At 53.9% G+C, this 26,610-nt stretch carries 19 protein-coding genes; 3 read left to right on the top strand and 16 right to left on the bottom strand.

Going from position 1 to position 26,610, the window contains the following annotated elements:
• Positions 1–81 precede the first annotated feature (81 nt).
• The 6 genes from DFER_RS15575 to modA all read right to left on the bottom strand — a co-directional run bounded on the left by DFER_RS15575 (position 82) and on the right by modA (position 11,757).
• Positions 82–4,158: an FG-GAP-like repeat-containing protein gene (locus tag DFER_RS15575; RefSeq protein WP_041735184.1), complete on the bottom strand. Its 4,077-nt coding sequence runs from the start codon at positions 4,156–4,158 to the stop codon at positions 82–84.
• A gap of 195 nt (positions 4,159–4,353) precedes the next feature.
• A complete protein-coding gene (locus DFER_RS15570) occupies positions 4,354–8,394 on the bottom strand; it encodes an FG-GAP-like repeat-containing protein (RefSeq protein ID WP_015812604.1) in 4,041 nt (1,346 codons plus the stop codon).
• A gap of 199 nt (positions 8,395–8,593) precedes the next feature.
• Positions 8,594–9,271, bottom strand: coding sequence for an SGNH/GDSL hydrolase family protein (locus DFER_RS15565; RefSeq protein ID WP_015812603.1), 678 nt, complete (start codon positions 9,269–9,271; stop codon positions 8,594–8,596).
• An 82-nt stretch (positions 9,272–9,353) separates the two neighbouring features.
• Complete coding sequence (locus DFER_RS15560) at positions 9,354–10,247, bottom strand: ABC transporter ATP-binding protein (RefSeq protein ID WP_041735181.1); 894 nt, start codon at positions 10,245–10,247, stop codon at positions 9,354–9,356.
• Complete coding sequence (modB, locus tag DFER_RS15555) at positions 10,228–10,902, bottom strand: molybdate ABC transporter permease subunit (protein WP_015812601.1); 675 nt, start codon at positions 10,900–10,902, stop codon at positions 10,228–10,230. Before modB ends, DFER_RS15560 begins: the two co-directional genes overlap by 20 nt.
• A 102-nt stretch (positions 10,903–11,004) precedes the next feature.
• Complete coding sequence (gene modA / locus DFER_RS15550; RefSeq protein ID WP_015812600.1) at positions 11,005–11,757, bottom strand: molybdate ABC transporter substrate-binding protein; 753 nt, start codon at positions 11,755–11,757, stop codon at positions 11,005–11,007.
• Positions 11,758–11,980: 223 nt separating this feature from the next.
• On the opposite strand from modA, the gene DFER_RS15545 reads away from it, so the two are divergent.
• The 3 genes from DFER_RS15545 to DFER_RS15535 all read left to right on the top strand — a co-directional run bounded on the left by DFER_RS15545 (position 11,981) and on the right by DFER_RS15535 (position 14,934).
• Positions 11,981–13,138, top strand: coding sequence for a pyridoxal phosphate-dependent aminotransferase (locus DFER_RS15545; protein ID WP_015812599.1), 1,158 nt, complete (start codon positions 11,981–11,983; stop codon positions 13,136–13,138).
• Positions 13,139–13,166: 28 nt separating this feature from the next.
• Positions 13,167–14,024, top strand: coding sequence for a prephenate dehydrogenase (locus DFER_RS15540; RefSeq protein ID WP_015812598.1), 858 nt, complete (start codon positions 13,167–13,169; stop codon positions 14,022–14,024).
• A 142-nt stretch (positions 14,025–14,166) separates the two neighbouring features.
• Positions 14,167–14,934: a murein L,D-transpeptidase catalytic domain family protein gene (locus tag DFER_RS15535; protein WP_015812597.1), complete on the top strand. Its 768-nt coding sequence runs from the start codon at positions 14,167–14,169 to the stop codon at positions 14,932–14,934.
• Here DFER_RS15535 and DFER_RS15530 read toward each other — a convergent pair.
• From DFER_RS15530 to DFER_RS15490, 10 genes are all read right to left on the bottom strand, one after another.
• Positions 14,907–16,103 carry a L,D-transpeptidase family protein gene (locus DFER_RS15530; RefSeq protein WP_015812596.1) on the bottom strand — a complete coding sequence of 399 codons (1,197 nt, stop codon included), beginning with the start codon at positions 16,101–16,103 and terminating at the stop codon, positions 14,907–14,909. The two genes, DFER_RS15535 and DFER_RS15530, sit on opposite strands and share 28 nt — an antisense overlap.
• 149 nt (positions 16,104–16,252) lie before the next feature.
• On the bottom strand, positions 16,253–18,514 hold the full coding sequence (locus tag DFER_RS15525) for an ABC transporter permease (protein WP_229206014.1): 2,262 nt from the start codon (positions 18,512–18,514) through the stop codon (positions 16,253–16,255).
• A complete protein-coding gene (locus DFER_RS30555) occupies positions 18,414–18,914 on the bottom strand; it encodes a permease prefix domain 2-containing transporter (protein ID WP_229206013.1) in 501 nt (166 codons plus the stop codon). The genes DFER_RS15525 and DFER_RS30555 overlap by 101 nt, the downstream gene beginning before the upstream one ends.
• A gap of 3 nt (positions 18,915–18,917) precedes the next feature.
• Positions 18,918–19,271, bottom strand: coding sequence for a PadR family transcriptional regulator (locus DFER_RS15520; RefSeq protein ID WP_015812595.1), 354 nt, complete (start codon positions 19,269–19,271; stop codon positions 18,918–18,920).
• A gap of 184 nt (positions 19,272–19,455) precedes the next feature.
• Positions 19,456–20,394, bottom strand: coding sequence for a glycerophosphodiester phosphodiesterase family protein (locus DFER_RS15515; protein WP_015812594.1), 939 nt, complete (start codon positions 20,392–20,394; stop codon positions 19,456–19,458).
• A 13-nt stretch (positions 20,395–20,407) separates the two neighbouring features.
• Positions 20,408–21,010, bottom strand: coding sequence for a histidine phosphatase family protein (locus tag DFER_RS15510; RefSeq protein WP_015812593.1), 603 nt, complete (start codon positions 21,008–21,010; stop codon positions 20,408–20,410).
• Positions 21,011–21,012: 2 nt separating this feature from the next.
• Positions 21,013–22,470: an FGGY-family carbohydrate kinase gene (locus DFER_RS15505; RefSeq protein WP_015812592.1), complete on the bottom strand. Its 1,458-nt coding sequence runs from the start codon at positions 22,468–22,470 to the stop codon at positions 21,013–21,015.
• A 33-nt stretch (positions 22,471–22,503) separates the two neighbouring features.
• Positions 22,504–23,949: an FGGY-family carbohydrate kinase gene (locus DFER_RS15500; protein WP_015812591.1), complete on the bottom strand. Its 1,446-nt coding sequence runs from the start codon at positions 23,947–23,949 to the stop codon at positions 22,504–22,506.
• An 11-nt stretch (positions 23,950–23,960) separates the two neighbouring features.
• A complete protein-coding gene (locus DFER_RS15495) occupies positions 23,961–24,965 on the bottom strand; it encodes a 2-hydroxyacid dehydrogenase (RefSeq protein ID WP_015812590.1) in 1,005 nt (334 codons plus the stop codon).
• 65 nt (positions 24,966–25,030) lie between these two features.
• On the bottom strand, positions 25,031–26,296 hold the full coding sequence (locus DFER_RS15490) for an MFS transporter (protein WP_015812589.1): 1,266 nt from the start codon (positions 26,294–26,296) through the stop codon (positions 25,031–25,033).
• Between the last annotated feature and the right edge of the window lie 314 nt (positions 26,297–26,610).

Below are 26,610 nucleotides of genomic sequence, written 5' to 3'. Positions count from 1 at the left end.
TAGATTGGTCTCTAATTAAAACGACTTTCATGCGCGTGGGTGAATTCCCCCAATTCATAATTGTTTTGTTTACAGATCCTCTTATCTGGCAACCATAATCTTTCGCGTCGTCTGAACGCCTTCATGGTTGGTAACGATCACAAAGTACACGCCCCTGGCAAGTGATTTTAAATCGATCGGGGATTCGAACCCAGAAGTTTGGTATATCACTACGCCTTTGATATTCAGGATTTTAATAGCCTTTACCTGTTCGGGATTTCTGGCATCGATATTTAAATAGTCCGTAGCAGGGTTGGGGAATACCGAAACCTGATCGCTCCATCTATTTAAGTCTATCATATTTTTGTTTTTAGTTGTTCGTGATAAGTTGTCTTCCGTGTTCTCGGGCGTAGGGGAGGTACTGTTTCCCATCAGGTAAACAGGCAGATAGCGCCACGGCCCGTAGGTTTGCCCGGTCAGTGCGAGCACAGGATCGTATTTTACACGAACCCGCATTTTAGTTCCAGCCCCCTGCTTGTTGATCACGTTTTTCAATTCAATCCCGGCCAGGCCCAGATTCGAATAAGCATTTTGCGAGCTAGTAGATTGGGTGCTGTTGGTGATGCTGTTGTTACTGCCTTTGGAGAAGCCTTGGTTTGCCGGTTTTGTTTCCCACACGAGTTTCGCCTTGTTGCGACCGAGGAAAGATTTGGCATAAAGGCCCGCTCCAAAGTTGTTTTGGGCGAATTGGGTGTGGTTGATGGGGGTGGTTAAGTCGGAGGAGTTGTAGAGGCGGAGGTTGTTGCGAGTGCCTAATGTACTATTGCCATAATAAACGAAAGCCCGACCTTCGTTCTGTTGATTGTTATCATACTGGTGAGCGCTTGCAATGATGTCGCTGTAACCGTCACCATTTATGTCGCCGGCGCCCGCGACGGAATTGCCGAGGAAAGCGCTGTTTTGGTTGCTTTCGATTGTCAAACAATTAGCTGCTGTTAGACCAGCCGGTGACCCGAAGAAAAGGTAAACGGCACCTTCATTGACTTCGTTATTTGAAAAGCCAGTACTACCAACCACCAAGTCGCTGTAACCATCCCCATTTACATCGCCCGCCGCTGAAACTTTGCCCAGATATCCGTTGGTAACATTCTTCTCCAGAATGACAGGCACGGTATTAATGCCGTTGGCAGATCCGTAAAATATGAAAAGTGCTCCCTCTTGAAGTTGTCCGTTACTATATTTGGGTGATCCAACGACAACATCGGTATAGCCGTCTCCGTTGAGATCGCCCGCATTGGCCACGCCTATCAAATCCTCCCCTTTAAAATTATTGTGCAGAATAGTTGGATTTGCTGGATTGATACCAGCTTGTGAACCATTGTAAATAAAGACGGCACCATCAAAGTTTTGTCCGTTCGTATAGTACGGATTTGCGACGAGTATATCTCCAAAACCGTCTCCGTTTACATCACTACCACCTGCAACCGAAGAACCCAAGTACACGCCGACAATACTTCCATTGATGATTGTTGGATTTGCATTTAGGTTGACACCGTTTGATGATCCGTAGTAAATATGGACTCGTCCCTCATCCGTGTATGGGCTACTGATGTCATATTCAGTTTCTCCAATTATTATATCAGCATATCCATCTTTGTTAACATCTCCTGCACTCGATACAGCCGACCCAAATCTGGCATCTTCTTGCGTTCCTAAAATTGTTGTTTGAGGCAAATTACCACCGCCAATGCCCAATCCAGAACCAGACCCGTAGAGAATACACACTTTGCCTGTATTTTCAGCTGCATTGTCGTACAATGGTATGCCAATGATTACGTCATCGAACCCATCCCCATTGACATCGCCAGCACTAGCTACGGAACCCAAACTTGCATACTGTTGATTACCCTCGAAGGTGTAGCTGGGCACGCCCGATAGCCCCTGCGAAGACCCGTGAAACACAAATGCAGCCCCTTCATACGCCTGGCCACCGTCATAATTATTGGCTGAAATAATTACATCGCCAAACCCATCCCCATTCACATCCCCGGCACTCGCAACCGACCAGCCGAATTGAATGCCGGGGACGTTCATTTCCAGGTGCGTAACTACTGTTTCCTTGATACTTCTTGCGCCACCCAGCCACACCAGCGCCACGCCTTCATCCGCATCGCCCTTATCATATCCTTGTCCACCCACGACAATGTCACTATACCCGTCTCCATTCACGTCCCCCGCACTGGAAACGGAGGAGCCGAGGTAGGCATTAAGCTGGTTGCCTTCCTGGCTTGATGCGGATGTGTTGCCCAGGCCCGATGAGGAACCTTCGTACACAAATGCGCCGCCTTCGTTACCCTGCCCGTTGTCGAATAAGTTGGCTCCTACGATCACATCAGCATACCCGTCTCCGTTTACATCCCCGGCCGAAGCGACAGAAGCGCCATATTGTGCCCCCGCCTGATTGCATTCCAGTTGTTTTGCGATTGTGGTACTTATCCCATTCGCCGAGCCGTGGTAAACAAATGCCCCGCCCTCGTTGTTCTGGCCGTTGTCGAAATGGAATGATCCGACGATGACATCAGAAAAGCCGTCACCGTTCACGTCGCCTGCGGTGGATGCAGAGAAGCCGAAAAAGGCGGCTGCCTGGTTATTTTCCAGCGTCGTTTTGGCTGCTGTTGCTATTCCGTTTATCGAGCCATGGTATACGAATGCGGCTCCTTCATTGCTCTCGCCTTTATCGTACATCGATGCACCCACGATCACGTCACTGTATCCGTCACCGTCGACATCTCCGGCCCCTTTGACCGAGCAGCCGAATTGTGCATCGATCTGGTTACTTTCAAGTGTTGTGATGGGTACATTGGATATCCCGGCCAGTGTACCATGATAGACGAAAGCAGCGCCTTCATTGGAATGTCCTTTATCATACATAGGCGCACCTGTGATCACGTCGCTGAGGCCGTCATTATTTACATCGCCGGCAGCCGCAACGAACTGGCCCAGATTTGCATCGGGCTGATTGCTTTCCAGTGTGGTAGTGGGTACTGCGTTAAGTCCGGCTCCTGAGCCGTGGTAAACAAATGCGGCCCCCTCATTGTTTTCGTTTTTGTCGTACATGGGCGCTCCGACGATCACATCGCCGAACCCGTCCCCATTGACATCGCCGGCATTCGCTACGCTATTTCCAAATTTGGCATCAGGCTGGTTAGCTTCTAGTGTCCGGTCTGGTGCAGTGGCCAGGCCGCTGGCCGAACCCATGTAAACGAATGCCACTCCCTCATTGCTTTCTCCCTTATCATAATTGGGGGCTCCGATGATCACATCGCTATACCCGTCCCCATTGATGTCGCCTGCGGAAGACACAGAGTATCCGAATGCAGCTTGCGCCTGGTCTTTTTCGAGAAGGGTGGATGCATTAGCAGGAGTGCCATTCACCACCAATGGGTCGATTGTGACAGGAAAAGCAGCGTTTTTGACGTCGACTTCAATCAATATATCGCCATTCACATAAGCGAGGCTGGCTTCGAGCGGCTCTCCGTCGGCATCCCAGCAATGCAAATCGCGGTAATAGAATTTTGCAAGGCTCTGTTTTGCAAGAATTAATTCGTTTTTACCGACTTGTTTTACTTGCGCGCCCTCGGCGTTCAATCTCACTTCCAATTCACGAGTACCGTCCGGCGCGGATTCAACGATGAAGTTTTGCCTGACACCACCCGGCTCGTTGATATATTCCTCCACAAATCCGGCATGTGCGATCTGCAAGTGGTTGTTTTTCAAATCATTTGTCGCAGAGCGCTGGGGGCTGAACAGCTTTTTGCCATCCGCGTAGATGCCTTTGTTGATCAGTTTTAATTCGAAGTTGTGCCCTGATGAATCCTTACGGTTGACGATGGTCAGTTCACCTGGACGGTAGTAAGCTCTTAGCCCCTGCATCCGGTTAGGGCTTTGGAGAACATGTTTTGCACTGTCGTAACTGATGTGGTATTCGCGTTGAATTAGGTTTTGCTGAATTTGAGCTAATGCCTCCTGCGGCACAGCTTTGTCTTTTGAGTGCGCTGATTGACCGGCGCCTGGTCGGAGATTAGATTTCTGGTCTCTGTCGGCCCAGTAAGCCATACTAGCAATTGCCATTACAACAGCGACGGCAACAAGGACAAATCTCTTGTAAGTGTGTTTCATAGTCTTGGAATTAAGGTGATAAGCGAAGGATTCGCGGCAACAGATTTTGCCTGGCCCAAACATCGTAAATGCATCGTGCTGAAACAGAATCCGATGAGCAACAGGAACTGTCAAATAATCAGAAGGAATAAGTGCAACGACTGCCCTGGGTCACGGGCTTTGTGCCGGGGCAGTCGTTGACGATATGTGCACGACCTAGTATTTCAAAACTATCCTCGAAACGCGTGAGCCATCTTTATACAAAATCACCACGACGTACCGGCCAGGTTTCAATGCGCGCACATCAATTGCCGTTACCGGATAGGCAAAGGACATCAAACTCCGGCCCCATTCCGTGAGCAATTGCACACGCTGGATGAATTCAGGTTCGGCATACCGAATGCGCAACAGGTTTGCAACCGGATTGGGATATACGATTAAATTTTTACCACTACCACCTGCCAGCGATTCCTTCTCGCCGCTTATTGTATCCGGCACCGGCGCTGGCGCCGCCGATGCGCCAGCCAGATAGCCCGGTAGGTAGCGCCAAGGCCCGAACGCCTGTCCAGTCAACGCCAATGCCGGACTGTATTTGACCCGTGCGCGGACTTTGGTAGAAATGCCGCTTTTTAAAACTAAACCCTTCAATTCCGAACCTGCGCCGGATAGCGCGGAGAACCCCTTCTGGCTGCCGGTGAATGATGTGCTCGTTCCAATCAGGGTGTTTCCGCCTTGCAGAAAGGCCTGCGCTTCCGGTTGCGTTTCCCAAACCAGTTTTCCTTTGCTGCGGCCGAGGAAAGATTTAGCCATTAGGCTGAGACCGAAGTCGTTTTTTGTTTTTTGAGTGTGATCCAGCGGGGTTATGAGGTCGGAATTGTAGAGGCGGAGGTTGTTTTTTAATCCAAGACTGCTGTTTCCGTAGTACACAAATGCGGCGTCGGCGTCGGTTTGTGCGGTGCTGAAATTGGGGGAGCCCACGAGCAGATCGCTGTATCCGTCGGCGTTGACGTCGCCTGCGGCGGCGACCGACCAGCCGAAGAAGTCGAATTCGTCGTTTGGATTTCCTGTCATGCGCTGCGGGCTGGTGCCGATGCCCGCGGGAGAGCCGTAGTAGATCATCGCGAGGCCGGTCATGATCCACGTGTCAGGGTCGGCGTACATGGGCTCGCCGACTACGACGTCGCTGTATCCGTCGCCGTTCAGATCGCCGGCCCCGGCAACGGACTCGCCCATCGCGGCGGCCATTCCCGTTTCGTGCGAATAGAGGTCGGTCGTGGCCTGGGAAGTAATGCCCGATGCTGAACCATAGTAGAGAAATGCAGCGCCGTCGCCATTGTTATAGGCGTGTGCCCCGACGATGAGATCATGAAACCCGTCGCCATTCACATCACCCGCACCGGAAACATCCCACCCGAAATGCGCCTGCTCGTCGGCGCTCTTGATAATTTCGACCGTGAGCTGGCTGAGGTCGCTGCCGTGGCCGTAACCAATGAATATCGCACCCGAATCATAGTCTCCCACGCTGTAAGCGCCCATCGCGATGTCATCGTGGCCGTCGCCGTTCAGGTCACCGGTGCCGGTGACCGCGTTGCCCAGCCGGGCATCTTCCTGGTCGCTTTCTATGATGCGTTTGCCGCCGGTAACCGGGCCGTTCGCCGAGCCGGGGAAAATGTAGCATGCGCCTTCCTGCGCTTCCCCATTTGAATAATTCATGGCACCTACCAGAATTTCAGAGAATCCATCGCCATTCAGGTCGCCTGCATGCGCGACCGCGCAGCCGAACCATGCGCCGTCCATGTTGCTTTCAAGCACCGTGGGGGCCGGATCTAGCCCGGCCGGTGACCCTTTGTAAACCAGCGCGACGCCTTCCTCGCTTTCGCCATTGCTGTAATGCATGGCTCCTACGATCACGTCACCGAAACCGTCGCCGTTTACATCGCCCGCAGCGGATACCGACCTGCCAAAGCTCGCACCAGCCTGGTCCGCTTCCAGAACACCCGACGGAATCGCGCTGATCCCATTCGACGAGCCGGTGAAAAGAAACGCCGCTCCCTCGTCGGATTGCCCGTTGTCGAAGTTCGGGGCACCTACGATCACATCGTCATAGCCGTCTGCATTCACGTCGCCTGCACTGGATACGGCAAAGGCGAAAGCCGATTCGGGTTGATTGGAGAGCAATGCGGTGAACGTGGCTGCATTGATCCCTGTGGCGCTTCCACGCCATAGGAACGCCGCGCCCTCGTTGGCCTGGCCGTTGTCGTATAAATGCGCGCCAACGATCAGATCGCTGAAACCATCGCCATTGATGTCCCCCGCACCGGCGCACGATAGGCCGAGAAAGGCATTCGCCTGACCGCTTTTGAGCACGGATATCGGCGAATCTGCAAGCCCGGCCGCGGTTCCGGCATACACCGCTACCCCACCTTCGTTCGCAGGGCCTTTGCCCAGGAACCGGCTTCCAATCATCAGGTCGGCGTAGCCGTCGCCATTTACATCGCCCGCGCAGGCCACCGAACTGCCGAGTTTTTCCTTCATTTGCGTGCCGGTAATCGTTTTGGAAGGGTTTATGTTAATGCCAAAAGCCGAGCCGAAATGAATGCCGGCGCGTCCCTGATCCTCATGTAAGCCATCATAGTCCGGCGCTGAGAGCGCAATGTCCGAGTAGCCATCGCCATTGAGGTCCCCCGCGCATGCAAGCGCGCTGCCCATGTGCGCGTAGGCCTGGCTGCCCTCCACAACCACCGGCCCGCCCGCAAGCCCGTTGGCCGATCCGAGGTAGACAACCGCCGCGCCTTCCTCCGTCTCACCCTGGCTGTAAAACGGCGCACCCACCAGCATATCGCCAAAGCCATCGCCATTTACATCCCCCGCACCCGCCACAGAGGTACCCAGCATGGCATTCGCCTGGTTCGTTTCCAGCGTTGTAATCTTGTTCGTGATAATGCCATTTTGCGAACCATAAAAAACAAATGCAGCACCTTCGTTGGCCTGCCCCTGGTCAAATGCGCTCGCGCCGACCAGCAGTTCGCTATAATTATCCCCATTCACATCCCCGGCCAAGGCGATGGAAACGCCGAATTGCGCTTCCGCCTGGTTGCTTTCCAGTGTAGCCACAGGGTTCGGCTTGATGCCCATTGCTGAGCCCAGATGTACAAAAACGGCTCCTTCATTGTTTTGTCCTTTATCGTAAAAAGGCGCTCCGATCGCCACGTCGCTGAACCCGTCGCCATTCACGTCGCCTGCGCTGGTGACGGAGTGGCCCATCGCAGCGTCGGGCTGGTTGCTTTCAAAAAGGTGCGGGAGCGTATTCATGCCTGCTGCCGAGCCGTAGTAAAGAAAAGCGGCGCCTTCGTTGGTTTGGCCGTGATCATAATGCGGCGCACCAACCAGCACATCACTGTACCCGTCGCCATTCACATCCCCGGCCGAGGCCACCGAAAAGCCAAACCATGCATCAGCCTGGTCCGCTTGCAGCAGCGCTTCGGCATTGCCGGGGTTCCCATTCACCACAAGCGGGTCGATGGTGATCGGCAATGCGGCATTTTCGGCATTCACGGTAATTTGTATGTGCTGGTCACGGCCGGTGAGGCTGGCTGTCAACGTCCGGCCTGCTGCGTCCCAGCATTTGAGATCGCGGTAGATGAGTTGCGGATTGGGATTGTTTTTGGCAAAAAAGCGCAGTTCGTTTTCAGCACCATTCTCCATGCGCATACCGCTGGCCCTGAGGTGCACCTGCAATTGGCGGACGTGAGCGGGAGCTTCGCGGATGATGAAGTTTTGCCGGACACCATCCTCATTGTTGATAAATTCTTCGGTGAAGCGTTGGTAATGAATACGCAGCTGATTTTCATTTCGCTCGGTACGGGAATGCGCGTCCGGCTTGCCGATTAGCCGGCCGTCGGCAAAAATGCCTTCGTTCTGGAGTACCAGCGAAAACGGATTCCCGGAAGTCCGGTTGCGGACGGTAACCTGCCCGGGTCGGTAGTGTGTGCGCAGATTATGGCGGCGGTTGGGGCTTTGCAGCACGCGGTCCGAAGCGTCGTACGAAATGTGGTACTCCCGTTCGGCGATCGTTTGCGCCAATCCGGCCGGGAGGTTTGCAGCATTTTTGCTGGTTTCCGGCACGCTGCTGGTTGGGTGGATGACCGCTTTTTTGGTCGTAGGGTTTGGAAAAAACCCAATGCAGCATGCATAAATGAAAAATGTGAGAATGGGCGTCGCCAGGGAAAGCGGCAGGAGGTTACCGGACTGTTTCATGATAGAAAATTTGGGATTTGAGAAGTGTATAAAACGCGGCTGGCCAGCCAGGTTTTCAATTTTGTACTTATCCCAAACTCTTTGTGAAACCGATGATCAGGTGACGTGATAGGTTATCAAACGGAAAATAAGCCCAAAAAAAAGCGAATCCCGGTAAGTAGTTTCCGGGATTCGCTTGAAGTATCTGGCATGTAAATGCCTATTTCTGCACGAGCGCTTCCAGCATTTTTTCGGCCAGGAACTGGTTCCCGGCTTCGGTTAAGTGCACGCGGTCGGTGGTCAGGATGCCTTTTTCCTTGTTTTCCGGGTTGTTGCTCGCCAGGTAGTCCTGGAAATGCTTGCGCAGATCGAGCAATTGCAGGTTGTTGCGGGTCGCGATTTCGCGGATGAGCTTCGAATATTGATTCAAATCGCCATCCTGCTGGTTGGAATTGTCGTTACGCTCGCCGATTACGGTCGGTGTGCAAACGATCACACGGATGTTCTGCGCTTTCAGCTTCTTGATCAGCGCTTCGTAAAACTTCACATATTTATCGGGATCAGTGCCGGTGCCCGACGATGCTTTATGCCATACGTCATTAATTCCCACGTAAATGAATACGACATCCGGCTTTTTGGCCAGCACGTCGTCTTCGAGCCGCAGGTAGAGGTCATACACCTTATTGCCGCCAATGCCGGCGCCGATCAGCTCATATTGGCTTTCCTGGCCTTTGGATTTCAGCATTTCGCCTACTTTGGTAATGTATCCCGTCGGACTTACGCCCGCCTGGGTGATGGAATCGCCGAAAAATACGACGCGCAGGGGTTTGTCGGCACGCATAGCGAGTAATGGAACCGTGATCACGGCAATTTGCAGCAGTTTGAAAAATAATCTCATGGTTTAGTGTTAAGTATGGATTTTGAAATAAGACGAATGCTGTTTGAAATTACCCTTTTCATCTGTTCACGGACGGTTTTTGTCAGGTTTTCAGAATGCGGATCCCTGGCTGACCGGCCGAATATTCCATTGTGAACCGCGTGCCGGGTGATAATTGTGCTTCCCAATGCAACGGAATGCTGAACTGACGGACCCGCCCGTCGATCCACGCTTGTACCGAAAGCGATTCGCTCTGCCGTTCGCAGGCCAGCACCTCGCCGTAAATCAGCAGCGCTTGTGGCGGGACGGCCTCTCCGAGATACATTTCGGCGGGCGTTCCGATGCGCGTGAGTTTGCCGGTATCCATGACAGCCACAAGGTCGGCGAGGCGGAAAATTTCACCCATATCGTGCGTAACCAGGACGACCGTAAATGGCCGTTCACGCCTCAGTTTCAATAATAAATCCTGCAATTGCACGCGCATTTCCGGGTCGAGGGCGGCGAAAGGCTCGTCCATCAGCAGCAATTCCGGCTCGCGTACGAGGGCGCGGGCGAGGGCGACGCGCTGCTGCTGCCCGCCCGAGAGCTGATGCGGTTTGCGGCCTGCGAGCTGGGCCAGGCCGGTGGTTTCCAGCAAATGACCGATCAATGTCCCGTCGCCGTTGCGGGGCAGGGCGTATTCCAGATTTTGCATCACGGTCATGTTCGGGAACAATGCGTAGTCTTGAAATACAAAACCAATGTGCCTGTGCTGGGCGGGAATGTGCATGCGGTTCGCCGTATCGAGCCATTGGTTTTTTCCAAAAATGATCCGACCGGAGGAAGGCATCGAGAGGCCCGCTATTTGTTTCAATAACGTGGTTTTTCCTGCGCCCGATGGCCCTGTGAGCGCCAGAATGCTGTTGGCCGGCAATGCGAAATCCACTTCCATGGGCAGGACGCCGTGTGCGGTGTGCAGGGTATGCCGGATATGGACGTCAAGCAGGTTGTCGGACACGGAGCAGGCGATTGTTAATGGAATACACAACCAGCAAAATAATGAAAGTGATCGCAAAAAGCACCATCGCGTAGGCATTCGCGGCGGGGTAATTCAATGCTTCGACTTCATTGTAAATGGCCACGGATGCTACTTTGGTCACGCCGGGGATATTGCCGCCGATCATAAGCACCACGCCGAACTCACCCACCGTATGGGCGAATGTGAGGACAAATGCCGTCAAAATCGCCGGTTTGCAATTCGGAAGGAGCACCCGTGTGAAGGTTTGCCATTCGGTTTTACCCAATGTGTAGGACGCTTCGCGCAGCGAGGCCGGAAGCGATTGCAGCCCGGCGCGGATCGGGTAGATCATAAATGGCAGGCTGTATAAAATGGAGGCAATTACCAGTCCCGGAAACGAAAAAACGAGCCTCAGTCCTAAATATTCCTCAATCACGGCCCCAAACCAATGCGATGGACTGAAAGCCAGCAGCAGGTAAAAGCCGATTACCGACGGCGGCAGCACGAGGGGCATTCCGATGAGCGCCTCCACGATGCCCCGGCCTTTGAACTTCCCGAAAACGAGCCAGTAGGCAATCGGCAACGCGATCACCAGGAGCAGTACCGAAGTAATGCCGGCGAGTTTGAAGGTGAGCCAGAGGGGTTGGGTGTCCAATTTTGAATGAGTGAATGTGTGAATGAGTGAATGAGTGAATGAGTGAATGTGTGAATGTGTGAATGAGTGAATGTGTGAATGAGTGAATGTGTGAATGATGTTCTATTTGTAGCCGTATTTTTTGAAGATGGCTTTTGCTTTTGCGGAATACAAAAATTTGTAGAACTGCTCGCTGGCTTCCCTTTTTGGGGAATCTTCGCTGTGTTTTAATAAAATAGCCGCCTGCTGAATGGGTGTGTAGAGGCTGGAATCGACGATCACGTAATGGCCTTTTCCTTTCATTTCAGGGGATAATACAATGGATAATGCATTGAAACCGGCTTCTGCGGAGCCTGTGGTAATGTATTGGGCGGTTTGGGCGATGCTTTCGCCGTAAACCAGTTTTTTTTCGGTTTGTTCGTAAATTTTCAATGCATTCAAAACCTGCAAAGCGGCTTCTCCATAAGGTGCCGTTTTCGGGTTAGGAATGGCTATTTTTTTGATGTTTTCGGCAGTTAGTGCTTCCGGTTTGAGATCGGCTTCCGGGATGTTTTTGGACCAAAGCACGAGTGCGCCCGTGGCGTAAACTTCCGGTTTCTGGTCGGAACCGCCGTTTTTGTAGATTTCCTCCGGATATTTGGTATCGGCCGAAACGAATACATCGAAAGGCGCGCCTTCGCGGATCTGCGTGGTGAGCTTGCCGGATGACGCCACCACTATTTCCATTTTTTTGCCCGATTCCTTTTCGAATTCCTGCTGGATTTCCTTCATCACATATTGCACATTGGCAGCCGTAGCGACGACGATTTTATCGCTCGGTTTCGAACAGCCGGCGAGCAATGCAACAAAAAAGGCGAGGATGTACAGTTTGTTCATGCCGCAATTTAGGGAAAATGGGTTATAAATGGCGCCGTGGTCGGGCAGGGTCCCCGGCGGGGCCTCCTGTCTGCCGAAACGTTCTGCCGACCTTCTAACGCTATTTCAAAATCGCGTCGCGTCGGGAATTTGTCGTAAATTGCGCCCCGTTTCGCCGGGCTGTTCCGGACGGGCGTTTTAACCGCTGATAGCCAAGGGCTAAAAGCACAATTTAATCATTATAATGATCATAGAAACTGCACAGCGCACCAGGCAGACATCGGAATACTATTTTTCGGTGAAGCTGGCCGAAGTGCGCAAGCTGATTGCCGAAGGGCATGACGTCATTAATCTCGGGATCGGAAACCCGGATATGATGCCCTCAGTAGAAACTCTGGAAGCATTGACAACCGCTGCCTATCAACCGCAGGCGCATGGTTATCAGCCTTATACAGGCACCCCCGCTTTCAGAAAATCAGTAGCAGACTATTATTATCGTACCTATGGCGTAACACTCGATCCGAATACCGAAATATTGCCGCTCATTGGCTCCAAAGAGGGCATTACCCATATTTCACTCACGTTCCTCGATCCGGGCGACGAAGTACTTGTGCCCGAGCTCGGCTACCCGGCCTACCGCGCCGTGAGCCAGATGGTGGGTGGCGTAGTGAAGGAGTACCCGCTGCGCGAGGATTTCGGCTGGCAGCCCGACTGGAATGCGATGGAAAGCCTCGTTACGCCCAAAACGAAGATCATGTGGCTCAATTACCCCCACATGCCCACAGGCGCGCCTGCTACGCGTGAGCTGTTCGAAGCGGCCGTTGCATTTGCCAAAAAACATCGCATTCTGCTGTGCCACGACAATCCTTACAGCCTGATCCTCAATAAAAAGGAGCCGATTAGTCTGCTGTCCGTCGAGGGCGCGAAGGAAGTGGCGATTGAGCTGAATTCGATGAGCAAATCGCACAATATGGCCGGCTGGCGGCTCGGATGGATTGCAGGCGCGAAGGAGTACATCAGTGCCGTGCTGACGATCAAGAGCAATGTCGATTCGGGGATGTTTTTCGCGATGCAGCAGGCTGCGGCAGCGGCTCTGGGCAACTCGCCGGAGTGGCACGCCGAACGCAATGCCGTGTACCAGGGCCGTTTGGAGGCTTCGGAGGCGTTTCTGAGCGCATTGGGCTGCACCTGGGACAACAAGCAGGAAGGTATGTTCCTGTGGGGCAAGCTGCCCGAAACGACCGAGTCGGCCGAGCAGCTGGTGAATGCTTTGCTGGTTGAGAAGCATGTATTTATCGCGCCGGGCTTCATTTTCGGTCCCAAGGGCCAGCGTTACATCCGTTTGTCATTGTGCATGCCCAAAGAAAGGATTTGGGAAGCCGTGGAGCGGATCAAAGGGTAATAGTGATTGATATTTTAAATTCAAAATAATGATAATCAGTATCATAGGGGTCGGCTTGCTGGGCGGGTCGTTTGCCCTGGGACTGCGCGAGAAATACCCGCACGTGAAATTCGTGGGGGTGGACAACTCGTCGGTTAATCAGAAAATAGCATTGGCGAAAGGGATCGTGGACGAGATCCTGACGCTCGACGAGGCATTGCAGGTGTCGGAGCTGAATGTGCTCGCGACGCCGGTTGACGCCATTACCAAATTATTGCCCTACATGCTCGATCACCTGCCCGACGGCCGGACGATCACCGACCTGGGCTCGACGAAGGAATTGATCTGCAAACTCGTGGATAAACATCCGAAACGTGGCCAGTTCGTAGCCGCGCACCCGATGGCCGGTACCGAAAATTCGGGCCCCGGCGCAGCATTCCGAGAGCTTTTGGAGGGTAAAAACGTGATTATTTGCGACAAGGAAAAAAGTCATCCCGATTCGCTTGGGCTTGTGGAAACCTTCCTGCGCGATGTGGGCATGAAAATCCATTATATGAAGCCCGTAGAGCACGATTTACACCTTGCCTACGTGTCGCACCTGAGCCATATCAGCTCATTTGCATTGGGTATGACGGTGCTGGACAAGGAGCGCGACGAGCGCGCGATCTTCGACATGGCTAGTACCGGTTTTTCTTCAACAGTCCGCCTCGCGAAAAGCTCGCCGCAAATGTGGGCCCCGATTTTCGACCAGAACAAGAAGAACGTTTCCAAGGCATTGGGCGATTACATCGAGCTATTGAAAAAATTCAAAGAAGCCATCGACGGTCGTGATTTCGATGCCAGCCTTTCTTATATGGCCCGGGCAAATGATATAGGGCGGGTTTTGGCGGGAATTGAGAAGAAATAACTTATTGATTATTAACGTGTTGCAAATGGTTCTGAAATTTTTCGGAACCATTTGCGTTTTCAGGGCTGTTAAGTTGGGGTCGTTTAACGGCACCTCTTCTTGATTGATTTTGAAGCATTTGACCTTAACAAAACAATAAGAAATGACAAAAGCGCATGGGGCTCTGGCAGCGGTGTTGATAGCAGCAGGCATTTCACTGGGTGTGCACCGGGCCGACTCACTTTCGAATCACTCCACCACCACAAAAGCGCCGGTCGCTAACGCCGATTCGGCCAATACCCGTCCTGAATGGATGTCGTTGTATGATTCGCTGGACCTTAAAAAACAGGGGTTGTCGGAACGTGCATTCCATTATGCATGGTTTGGGTTTCAGAAGATGAAGCTCGACAATCCGATCATGGCGATCTGCGACTTTACGCAATCGTCACGTAATAAGCGGCTGTATGTCATTGACTTACTTAAAAAGAAGCTGCTTTATAACACTTACGTGGCACACGGCCGGAACTCGGGTAACGAGTTTGCTGAGCGTTTTTCAAATGTAAATTCCTCTTATCAATCGAGTTTGGGTTTTTACAAAACTTTGGGGACCTACCAGGGCAAGCACGGGCTTTCGCTTCGCCTCGAAGGCCTCGAAAAAGGCATTAACGACCGTGCCCTCGAACGCGCCATCGTCATGCACGGCGCGGATTATGTAAGCGAAGCATTTATCAAAAACACCGGCAGACTCGGCCGCAGCCTCGGCTGTCCCGCCGTTTCCATCGCCGATTCCAAAAAGGTGATCAATCTCCTTTACAATGGCGCCGGCCTTTTTATCTACTCCGGCGACCAGCATTACCTCGAAAAATCTGCATTGCTTGCGGGCATGGAAGCAGTGACTGATGTTCAGGCATTGGGGGTTTCGCGCTTGTAGACGTCCGGGAAGTACATCAGGTCGCCTTTCGGATTGCAGTCTGCCGGTAAATAGAGCAGAAAAACGGGAATCCGTACTTGCAGCTTATGCCATTTCGGCGGGTGCGACACGGAATCCGGCTCGGTCATGAAATCACTGTCGAGCAATTTGGAACCTGCCATGTAATTGGCTAGGTCGGTCGGATACTGCACGCGCACGCACCCGTGGCTGCGCCAGCGCTGGCCGCTTTTGAACAAATACCGTGCATTCGTATCGTGCAGGTAAATCGCCAGCGGGTTTTTTATCTCCACTTTCAGCAATCCCAGCGAATTGTCCTCGCCGGTCTCCTGCCGGAAGCGGTAGGGGAATTTTTCGGCTGTAAGGTCGCCCCAATCCAGCTCCTGCGGATCAATTGCCTGCCCATCTTTACCAATTACCTGAATGCGGTTTCTGCTCAGGTATTCGGGGTCGGCGGCGGCTTTGGGAAATATTTCCTTGATGGCGATGCTCTTGGGAACGTTCCAGTACGGGTGCGTTACAATGCTCGTCGCGTAGGTGTCGATGGTGGGCGTAGGCGTATCGCGCTTGCCTACGACGGTGCGCATGGTGAGTACATTCTGTCCGGCCGAGTCCATGGCGGTGAGGTATGCGCCGCGGATATTCACAAGCACAAAGCGCGGTGAGCCCTGGATCTGCCGGTGAATCCAGCGGTATGCATTCAGGGTTTGGGCCACATAGGCGGCGCTATCCTTCTTTTGGGCTTTCAAAAGCCGGTCGTAATGGATTTTGAGGTTGTTGTAAACCGGAAATACCGGTTCCAGCTTTTCCAGCACTTTTTCCACCGACTGGCCTTTTACCAAATCTTCGGCCGCATTGCGGATCAGCAGCGTGTCGGCCTTTACTTTTTTCTGGGTGAAGCGGATGGTTGGCTTGTGGCCGAATGCAACCTCTTCCAGTAATGCGAAAACGGGTGCGGTGCCGCTGCCGGCTTCAAATTTCCTCGTGTCTACGCCTGCTTTCGCGGCGGCGGTGAGGAGCTCCTGGTAAGTATCCTTGCTGCCGATGGCCTCCGCGAGTTCCGCGTTAGTCATTTCCTTCGGGTTTTTCCGGCAGGATTGCATGATGGCAAGCGTAAAAAGGATCAGGAGGGGTACATATCGGGCTTTGCCCAGGCCGGACAGCATTTGCATTACGAATGTAGTTTTGGTGCTGACAGCGATTATGCAATTGTCATGCTAACTGAAAACTACCGTTCGAAAAGTGTTTGTAGTATAAAAAATGGGGAATTAAAGTGGCATCGCTGTTCTTTAATTCCCTAAATGCATTACTCAAATGCCGGTTACTCGTTGCGAAGGCTCCGTATCGGATCGGCCGTGGCGGCGCGGATAGCCTGGAAGCTCACCGTCCCGACCGTCACGGCGACCACCACCACGCCGGCGACGGCAAACACCCACCAGCTGATTTCCGTCCGGTAGGGATAGTTTTTCAGCCATTGCTGCAAGGCATACCACGCCAGCGGCGAGGCCAGCACGATCGCGACGACCACCAGTTTGACAAAATCTTTTGAAATTAACCCCACAATACCTGCTACCGAAGCACCCAGCACCTTGCGGATGCCTACTTCTTTCGCCCGCTGCTCAGCCGCCTGCACGACAAGTCCGAATATGCCCAATGCCGAAAGAAACATCGTAAGGCCGCTGAAAAAGAGGAAGAGGTCGTGAAGTTTGGATTCTGCTTCGTATTGTCGGGTGAGTTGGTCTTCAATGTTGTTAATACGAAGCAGTTTTTCGGGAAAAAACCGGTTCCAGAGTTTTTGAACGCCCGCCGTCACCTGTTTTTCGGTGTTGGGTTGAATGCGGATCAGCATGCCCGCGTATTCGGGGGCTTTTTGGGCGAGGATGAGCGTGGGCTTCATCGGCTCATAAAGCGATTCGTTGTGAAAGTCGCCGACCACACCCACGGGTGCCGAGCTGGCGATTTTGGCGTGGGCATCCAGCTGTTTGATACGCAGCATTTTGGCTGCTGTGGCCGTCATGAGTGAATTCTGGTTCATCTGGGCGTTTTCGAACTGCTCCGGGTTCGCTTTTCGTAACGAATCGGCGTTGAGCGCATCGGCAAAGCGGTCGCTGAACATGCGGCCTTTCACAAGTTTCAATCCCAGGGTAACGGGCAAATCCACATCGCCCGCAATGTACCAGACACGGATGTGGCGGCCTGCCTGGGCCGGATCGTCGACGTTGCGCTGCATATAGCCGCCGCCCTCCGTGGGCATCCACATGCTCAAACTGCTATGCACCACGCCTGGTATGCGGTGCAATTCATTTTTAAATGCTTCACCCTTGCCGTTCCAAGATATTTGCTCGATGCCGATCAGGTTCTTTTTATCGTAGCCGAGTGCCTTGTTTTTCATCAGATCGAGTTGCTGCCATACCACAATGGTGGCCAGCAGCACAATGACCGAAATGGAAAACTGCGCCACAACAAGCGTTTTGCGAAGGCCGGTTTGCCCGAGCGACACCGTGAACATGCCGCGTAAAGTATTGGCAGGTTTGAAACCTGAAATGATCCAGGCAGGGTATAGCCCTGTGAGTAACCCAGTGAGGAAGAACATGATCACCGCCCCGCCGGCCATCGCCGCGTTGGAGGTAAAAGTGAGCATCAGCCGGTGGTCGAGGAAGTTCTCGACGAGCTCCAATGTGAAATAGTAGGCAAACACGGCTATGCCGACCGATATACCGAACAGCAGCAGCGTTTCAGTCAGCAACTGCATGACAAGCTGCGTCCTCGATCCGCTGAGTACCTTGCGCACGCCGGCCTCTTTCACCCGTGCGAATGCTTTGGCCGTGCTGAGGTTGACGAAATTAACGCAGGCAATGAAGAGCAGCAGCAATGCCACGCCGGCAAAAATGTAGATTGTGCGGATGTTCGCTTTCACGCTTTGTCCGCTGGCAAAGTCGGAATGCAGGTAAATGTCCTTCATGGGCTGGAATTCGAACTGCTCGCGGCCATTGTTGTTCATAAACCGCGTGTACCAGGCATTCACCTTGCTTGTGAATGCTTCTATATCCGTGCCGGGTTTGAGCAGGATGTAATTGTGCCCGAATGTCATGAATCCCGTGTTGGAAAGGACTTCCGGCTTGGAAGCCTTGAACCTGATCGCCTCCGCGCGAAGGTGGCTGTTGTAAGGCAGGTCCTCGATCAGTCCGGTAATTTCATAGGGTGTCGGCTCCGAACTGAATGTCGGGATGTCGTGAATGACCTTCCCGACCGGGTCCTGGCCGGGGAACACCCGGGCGGCATAGGACCGCGTCACGAGCAGGCTCCATTGATTCTCCGTGCTGTGTTTAAAACTACCCGCAAGCAGTTTCAGGTCCAAGATCCTGTGGATGGACGTGTCGGCAGTGAGCAAACTCGTATTAACGGCCGCATCATCTCCCGGCTGTATTTTGAAATGCCGCTCATGCGTGTCCACCGACGACCATGACTGCACTTCCGCGTAATCACTTTGCAGTTTCGGCGCCAGTCCCGATGGGCGAAGACGAATTGCGCTCAGAAAACCCGGTACCCATACTGTTCCGGGTGACGATCCGGTAAATATCATCTTTCCTGCTCCACTGTCGGTCGTACGAAAGGCTGTCGATCACCACCGTAGCCACCATCATGCAAGCCCAAAGCCCGATCGAAAGTCCGGTGAGGTGAATCAGCGAATAGCCGCTGTTTTTGAGCAACACACGCGAACCGATTTTGAAATAATTCCGCAGCATATCGCCGCTGAATGCAGACGGCGCGCCATAAGCCGCCGGTTTCCGCCTCATGATCGAGGGCCGGAGCAATGCGGCAACCTCGCGGGCAAAAAAGAAATTCGCCTTGCGCGCGCCGCCACGCCGGTGGCGCAGGGCGTAGCGTTCGTGCAGGTCGCCCAGCAATTCTTCGCGCAGGTGCGGGGCGCAAATGCGCGTGGCCAGCTTATCGAGCCAGCGGGGTGGGAGTGGTGGTCGCATAGGTCAGCTGTTTGAAAAATCGAGGCCCATTTTGGATAATTCCGTCGGTGCAATGCGGTTCCAGAGGCTGTTTCGCACGGTGCGTGCCTCGTGGAGCACTTTGCCGCCGTAAGCGGTAACGGTAAAGAGCCGTTTGCGGCGTCCGCCGCGCTCCTGCGTGGCCTCGCCCAAATGAGAATGCAGGTAACCCTTCTGTTCCAGGCGCTGCAAGGCGGCGTGTACGGCGCCGGTGCTCACGGTCTGGCCTGTTTCGCTTTCGAGCTCTTCGGCAATGCTCACCGAGTAGGCGCCCGGGGCCAGTGCGGCCACAGCCAGCAATACGATTTCTTCAAATTCACCCAAATCGCTTCGTCTCATGAGAATTGGTTAGCGGTTATTTAATCCATTTCTGTATGTAAAATATCCTGCCAGTTATCTGAAACGTCATTTGCATTGAGTTTGAGCCTGTTTCAGCAAAAATCCCTGTTCAAAAGCGGACAGGAGCGTCCGCCGTTGTACAGGGATTTTGACTGGTAGCGCTCGTGCGTCAATGCGGATCGGACTACTTTTTGCCGAAGAAGCGCTGTTTCGAATGCGCCTTTTGTGTGTATTCTTTCACGGCTTCGGCTGCTTCGATGGGCAAATCGGATTCCAGGATGGACGCCCCGTCTTTTGCAATCGCCTGGTAGGCGGCCTTGCGTTCATCGGCGGTTTTCAGTTTGTCGTAGGACGATGCCGCGGAGATCATGCACATCGTGCCTTTTTTGTTGAGCAGTTCGTACAATGCCTTGTTTTCGGGCTTTACGTGCGGCCCGATGTAGGCAATCATCTGGCTGAATGGTGCGTTGGCTTTTTCGTAATCCTCGTACTCCTTCCTGTTGCGGATGAATGCGGAGAAGGTGTGGTTTTTGTTTTGAGATAAGTAATACTGCATTTCGGCGGCGCTGTGCACGGTGAGCATTACAAATGCATCGGCTTTGTGCTTGCGGATCAGCGCGGCGGTCATGGCCAGGGGTACGTCCTTATGATCGAGGTTAAGGACCGTTTTGCCGCGCGCCCATTCAATCACCTCGGATAATGTCGGAATGGGGAAATCGGTAACGTTGCCCTCTGCGTCTTTGAGCCTGAATTTTTTGAGCTCTTCGTAAGTATAGTTCGAAAGCTTGCCCGTGCCGGTGGTGGTGCGGTCGAGCGTGGCGTCGTGCATGAGTACCATTACGCTGTCTTTCGTCAGGCGCGGGTCTATTTCGAAAAACGCCGGCGTGTGCTTCAACGTATTTTCGAAGGTGGCGATGGAGTTTTCAGGAAACCCTGTCACCATCCCGCCGCGGTGCCCGGCAATGAGCACCGGGTCGTTGCCTGTATATTTGAAATAGGCATGCAGGTCCTTCGCCGTTTTGATTTTCAGAACATTAAGCCGGTCCTGCGCAAGGCCGCCCGCGGCACTGGCAAGAGTAAGCATTGCGGTGAGCGCCAGGTAATTAAGGAGTTTTGGTTTCATAAAAACAATAAGATCAGGAGCGACAGTTGAGTTTTAAAAGGCTGAATTCACCTTGCGCATCAAGGCTGAACAAAGTCACCGAGGAGTTTTCCTGGACGATCTGCCGGTAATTTTTGAGCGGCATCCCCAGTTTCCAGGCCATATAAAAGCGGTTCACCGCATTGTGCGCCACTACGAGCACGGTGCCATTCGGGTGTTTTTCCAGTATTTCATTAAAAAAATCATCCACGCGCGTCACGATCTCTACGGCCGTTTCGCCGGTGCCGCCGGCGCGCACGTAATCGGGCTCCTGCGCCCAGGCGTCCCAGAGTGCCGGATTTTCGGCAATGAACTCCGCCCGCGTTTTGCCTTCCCATTCCCCGAACGAAGCCTCCGTAAGCCGCTCATCTACGATTATGCCAGGGTAATGGCCCGAAGCGATGGTAGCCGTGTGGTGCGCCCGTTGAAGCGGGGAGGTGTAAACGGCGTCGAATGCTATGTTTTGAAGCAATGTCGCGGCCTCGCGGGCCTGTTCGAGGCCTTTGGGAGTGAGACCGATGTCGGTAGCGCCGCAGTAGCGGTTGCCGTCGGCATTCCAGAACGTTTCTCCGTGGCGGAGCAGATACACTTGAAGCATGATCAGTGGGTTACGGGCACAGGCCCTGCTATAAATCCTTTTTCGGTTAAAGTTTGGATAAAATTCCGGTATTGCTGCCGGTAGGCTTCTGCCAATGCGGGCTCGGGGTACACGGTGCTTTCAATGCGTGTCATCGCCCGTGCGGCTTCGGAAAGCGTCCCGAAATGCGAGCCTGCGGCGGCTACAATCGCCGCTCCTGCCGCGCCGGTCACATTACCGCATTTGTGTACGGGCCTGTTCAGGACGTTGGCGCGGATGCGCAGCCACACATCGCTGTTGCTGCCGCCGCCGGCCGTGTACACTGCCTTCACCACTTCCCGCGAGAGTTTTTCGATCATTTCGTAGGCATACCGCTCCACAAATGCCACGCCTTCCATATTGGCGGCGAATGTAGCTTCCCGGCTGGCATCGGCAGGTGCAAACCCGCGTGCCTGCGGCGCAATGAACGGAAATCGCTCGCCGGCTTGCAGGAGCGGGTAGGCGATCAGTCCGGTGGGGATGAGGCTGGCAGCCGCCGTGTTGAGCGCGGCCAGGTCGTCGGCAAAGCCGGCGGACACCCAATCGGCGCCGATATTGCCTGCACCGCCGGGCATCCAGTAGCCTTCGGGGTGCCGGTGGCTGTAAAGGCGGCCTTCGGGATCGCGGACCTCGCGGATCGTGACGCCTTTCACTACGAGCGTTGTGCCGATGGTCGTGTTCCAGTCGCCGGGTTGCACGGCACCGGAAGCGACTTGCGACGCGCAGCCGTCGGTCATGCCTGCTATCACGCGAATAGGGCCCAGGCCAAGACTTTCACGCAGGTCCGGGAGCAAATTACCGATGGTCGTACCCGAAGGAACCACTTTTTGAAACCAATCCTTGTGTAGCGGCAGATGCTCCGTGAGCCACGACGGCCATTCACCGGAGCCGACGTCGAAGCCCGATTTCAATGCATTCGTGAAGTCCGTGACTGAGTAATCGCCGCAGAGTTTCCCGATGATAAAATCCGCCGCATGAACCCAGGTTTTGATCCGCGCTGCGTTTTCAGGGTAATGTTTGGAATACCAAACCATTTTTGACAAACCGCTCGACGCATTGAAACCCGTGTAACCCTCCGCATGGTAGCGAAGTGCCAGCTCGCGGCAATGCTTTCCTTCTTCGGCAGGGCGGGTGTCAGAGTACATCAATGCTTTATGCAGGGGTTCGTGGTTGTCGCCGAGCGGGATTACCGTGCCGGATGTGGATGTGACGGAAACGGCCTTTACCGCATTCAGGTCAATGTTCCCGCGGGCTGCATGCAGCAATTTTTGCAGGCATTCCCACACCGCTTCCCACCATACCGCCGGCGACTGCTCCTCACGCGAGCCTGGCGTGAGCGGGAAAATCTGCTCGCTGCTGCCGATCGTGCTGCCCGTGTTATCGAGCATTACCACCCGCACACCCTGCGTGCCCACGTCAATTCCTATGAAATATGCCTGCATTGAACGATATTATTGAAAATGAAGGGTTTAATGTCAATGCGACGACTTGAATGCACGCCTGGCGCACTTCCAGTCTTCATACCACCCGGCATAAATCGCATCGCCGTCCGGTTCGGTAACTTCCAGCGTTCGCGGTGCGCTGTTCGGAATGCCTGATGCATTGTTACACACCACCACGCCGCCCGAGACCGAGGCCTGGCGGTAGTTGGTGCGGATCATTACTTTTTTACCCAACAAATTGGCAATAAATTGCCTGAGCAGCTTGCTTTGGACGCCGCCGCCGCACATCCACACGTAGTCCCGGTCGTGGCGGGCTACTTCGCGCAGGACCTGATAGTTTTCGGCAATGCTGCACGCGATGTCCCACAGGGTAGCCCACACGAAATGGGCCCGGCTAAGCTGGTGCGAAACCGGCGTGTTGAAAACGAACCCACCGCGGGTCAGCGGTGCCTGCTCTCCCGCAAGCAGCGAGCCCAGCGCAGCCACACAATGCGTGTCGCGAATGGCCGCTACTTCGGTTTCGATCTGTTCGTAGGGTTCATTGGGATAAAAAATCTCTTTGAGGCGCTGGTAGTTCAGGCCGGTGACGCCCGCGTTCGCTTCGAGCAGGAAGCTGGCGTTGTCGGTATGCCGGTTGGTCCAGGTGCGCTCGTGCGGGTCGGTAAGGTAGTGACTGGCAATTTTGATAATGGGCGTGGTGGTGCCGGAAACGATCACGATGTCTTCCACGGAGGGCGCCATGCTCATAATGGCCAGCTGCGTGTCTGAGCCGCCCACCACCACAACAGCCGAATCTGCGATGCCCAACTCGCGGGCCGTTTCCGGAAGCACCCGGCCCAGAATGGAGCCCGAATGCACAAGCGACGGCAGCAGCGAGGCGTTCAGCCCGAATTTCGCGCAAAGCCGTTCCGACCATTCGCCTCTGGCGACATCGTACAGCAAGGTTTCCGAGGCTTGCGAGTGCTCATAGCCCAGCTTCCCGCCGAACATATATTGCGCCCAGTCGCTGATGCTGACGATCGCCGACACCTTTTGCCAAATCTCCGGGCGCCGGTTGCGAAGCCCTACGAGTTTCAATGCCGAAAAAAGCGACGTAGGATAGCGGCCGGTGAGGGCGTAAATTTCGTGTTTGTCGGGTGTGGCGCCCTCCCATTCGCGGCCGCGGTGGTCGATATTGGGCATGCCGAGGAGCGGGTTGCCGGCTCCGTCGAGCGCCACAATGCCCTCGCGCTGGCTCGTAGCGGTGATGGCCGTAACGGTTACCGGTCCGGCCTGGGCCAATGCATCCTTCGCGAGGTTTTTGATCTGTACCCAGAGGGCATTAGGGTCGAAAAAAATGGATTCTGGATAATGGACATCCTTTTCGTACCGCATGTCGCCGCTCGCTACGCCCAGGATCGTGCCGGAAGTATCGGCGATGGCCACGCGCACGTTGCCGGTCCCGATGTCGGCCACGAGGTATGCCGGTTTCAATGTCATGGATTTAGGAATTAATGGGTTTTGGCAGACAATTCCCCGCGGTTCACGAGCTGGCGGACGTTGCGGTTGCCCTCCTTATAAAAGCCGAGCAGGGCTTTGTTCATAATGTCGGCGTGGTGATCTTCCACCTCAAAAGTAGCCCCGGCAATGTGCGGCGTGGCAAGCACGTTTTGGTGATGAATGAGGCGATAATCCAGTGCATCAGGCGGTTCATGGTCGAAAACGTCGAGGATCGCGCCGCGGATGGCATGGCTTTCGATAGCGGCCAGTAACACCTCGCGCTGCACTACCACGGCACGCGCCGTATTCACGAAAATGGCATCTTTTTTCATCAAACCAATCAATTCCGCACCGATCATGCCTTCGGTTTCCGGGGTGACGGGCAAATGAATGGACACGACATCGCTGAGGCGGAAAACGTCTTCCAGGCTCACCTTTTGATAGTCAGGATCGTCCGAAGTGTAAAACGGATCATAGTATAAGATTTGCGCCGGAAAATGTTTCACCAGGTTCGCAATAGTTTGTCCAACCGCCCCAAAACCGACCATCCCGATGGTTTTTCCCGCAATTTCATTCCCTTTGAACTGCAAATAGGAAGTATGCGCGCCGGCCTCCCAATGCCCGCCTTTCAGCCAGGCAATGCCGGCAAGTGTGTTGCGCATGAGGGTGATCAGGTTGGCGATGAACATTTCCGCCACGGCCTGCGCATTGCGGGCGGGCGTGTTGAAAACCGGAATGCCCAGTGACGTGGCGGTTGCTACGGCCACATTGGACGGCGTTCCGCGGCACACGCCGATAAATTGCAGCCCGGGAAATGCCGTGATCACGGCCGGTGTAACGTGGTCGTGCTCGGTAATGAGGGCATCGGCGCCGGTTTCGCGTAGCAATGCGCTTAGCTCAGCTTCATTGTAGGCGCGCTCCTGCAATTTCCACGGTTTGTAAATAACCTCTCCGAAATGCTCTTTCAATACTTGCTGTGCTTTGTCGTGATAGGGCGCGGTAATCAGGATTTTCATGTTTGTGTGGTCGTTTTCCTTTGGTATTGGAATGTATTTCAATGTCGGGAGTGGTTTGGAACCGGTTATCCAAGGCCACTGCTGACGGTTTCCGATTCACTGGTGGCGACATGGTCCGGTTCGGGTAGCGTGATGAAGCGCGTGAGCACCGCGCTGACGAAGTACAGGATCGCGAGCGTCCACGCCACGCCTTCGCTGCCGATCGTGCCGATGAACAGGCCCACTATCGCCGGGCCGATGAACACCGGCAGGCCAGCGCCGAGGTTCAGGATGGCCATGGCAGCACCTTTTTCCTCCCTTACCAACGAAGGAACCAATGCCGACAGTGGTACATAACCAGCCAGCAAGCCGCCCCATAAAATGCCGGGAATGAGGATCAGCCAGAAGTTACCGTCGAAAAGCGCCGGGGAATAGTAGAAAAGCAATGTGCTGATGCCGCACCCGACCCCGCCGAACCACATGATCGTGTTTTGCCAGCCCAGCCTGTCGCCCACAAAGCCGAATATGAGGTTGAAAATGATGTTGCTGGTGAAAATAGTGCCCCATATCCACAGCCATTCCTGCGTAGAAAGCCCGTGCGCCGCCATATAAGTAGGCAAAAACACGGGAAACGCGAATTGCGCCGTGGTATTAATGATCCTGACAATGCCTCCGATCAGCACTTTGGGCTCCTCGCGCATGATCGTGAGGCCTTTCAGCAGCTCCTTGGCCTTACCGGCCGCGTGCCCTGAGGGAACGAACTGGTCTTTGTTCAGGACCAATGCAAAAAATGCCCCGACCGACACCCAGAATATCGAACTCCACAGCGTATTCTGGTAACCAATGCGCTCGATGGCCCAGCTCGAATAATAGGCGCCGAACACATTGAGCCCGCCCGTGAAAACAAACCAGAACCAGCCCACGGCGCGGCCAAGCGCGTGCCCGGGCGTGCGGTAGGTGATCCAGACGAGAAAGGAATAGGCAAACAACGGATACCCGAATCCCCGCACCGCATAGGTAAGCAGCATCACGGGATAATTGAGCGATCCCATCCCAAGCCCTACAAAACCAACCGTGCCGATAATGTATAGCAAAATGCCCATCAGCATGGCCTTACGCGGCCCATACCCTTCCGCTAGCACGCCCGAAAACCAGGACGAAACCGCGATGGTAATGCCGTAAACGGTAAACAGCGATGCGGATTGCTGGATGGTCATGCCGCGGTCGAGGAGGTAGGGGCTGAGCCAGCCTTGCTCCACGCCGTCGCCCATCATGAAGATCAGGATGCCCAGGTAACCCCAGGCGAGATGTCGGGGAAGTCCGATGCGGTCAAACGGTGTAGTCGGTGTCATGTGGGGTCGGTTTAGGAATTCAAGCGGCGTCGGGATGGTCAAATAGGAATATCAGGCATAATGAATTGGAAATATCGAAGTTTGAATGCCATACAAACAAAATGAAATTAAATTATTTAAACAAAATTAAACATTATTAAACTTTTTGAAACTTGTGCGCATGAATGATAATGATATGATAATATGTGCTGTTTAGTAGTATTATGCCCGGTTTGCGCCTTTTATGAAGGATGTTTTAGAATGGAAAACCATACACATGGGATGAGCGGGCGGCTAGTTTACTGCTAAGCTTTCCCCGTTCGGCCAACAATTGT

It is taken from the genome of Dyadobacter fermentans DSM 18053 (assembly GCF_000023125.1).
Lineage (GTDB): Bacteria > Bacteroidota > Bacteroidia > Cytophagales > Spirosomataceae > Dyadobacter > Dyadobacter fermentans.
This window is presented reverse-complemented; position numbering and strand designations above follow the sequence as displayed.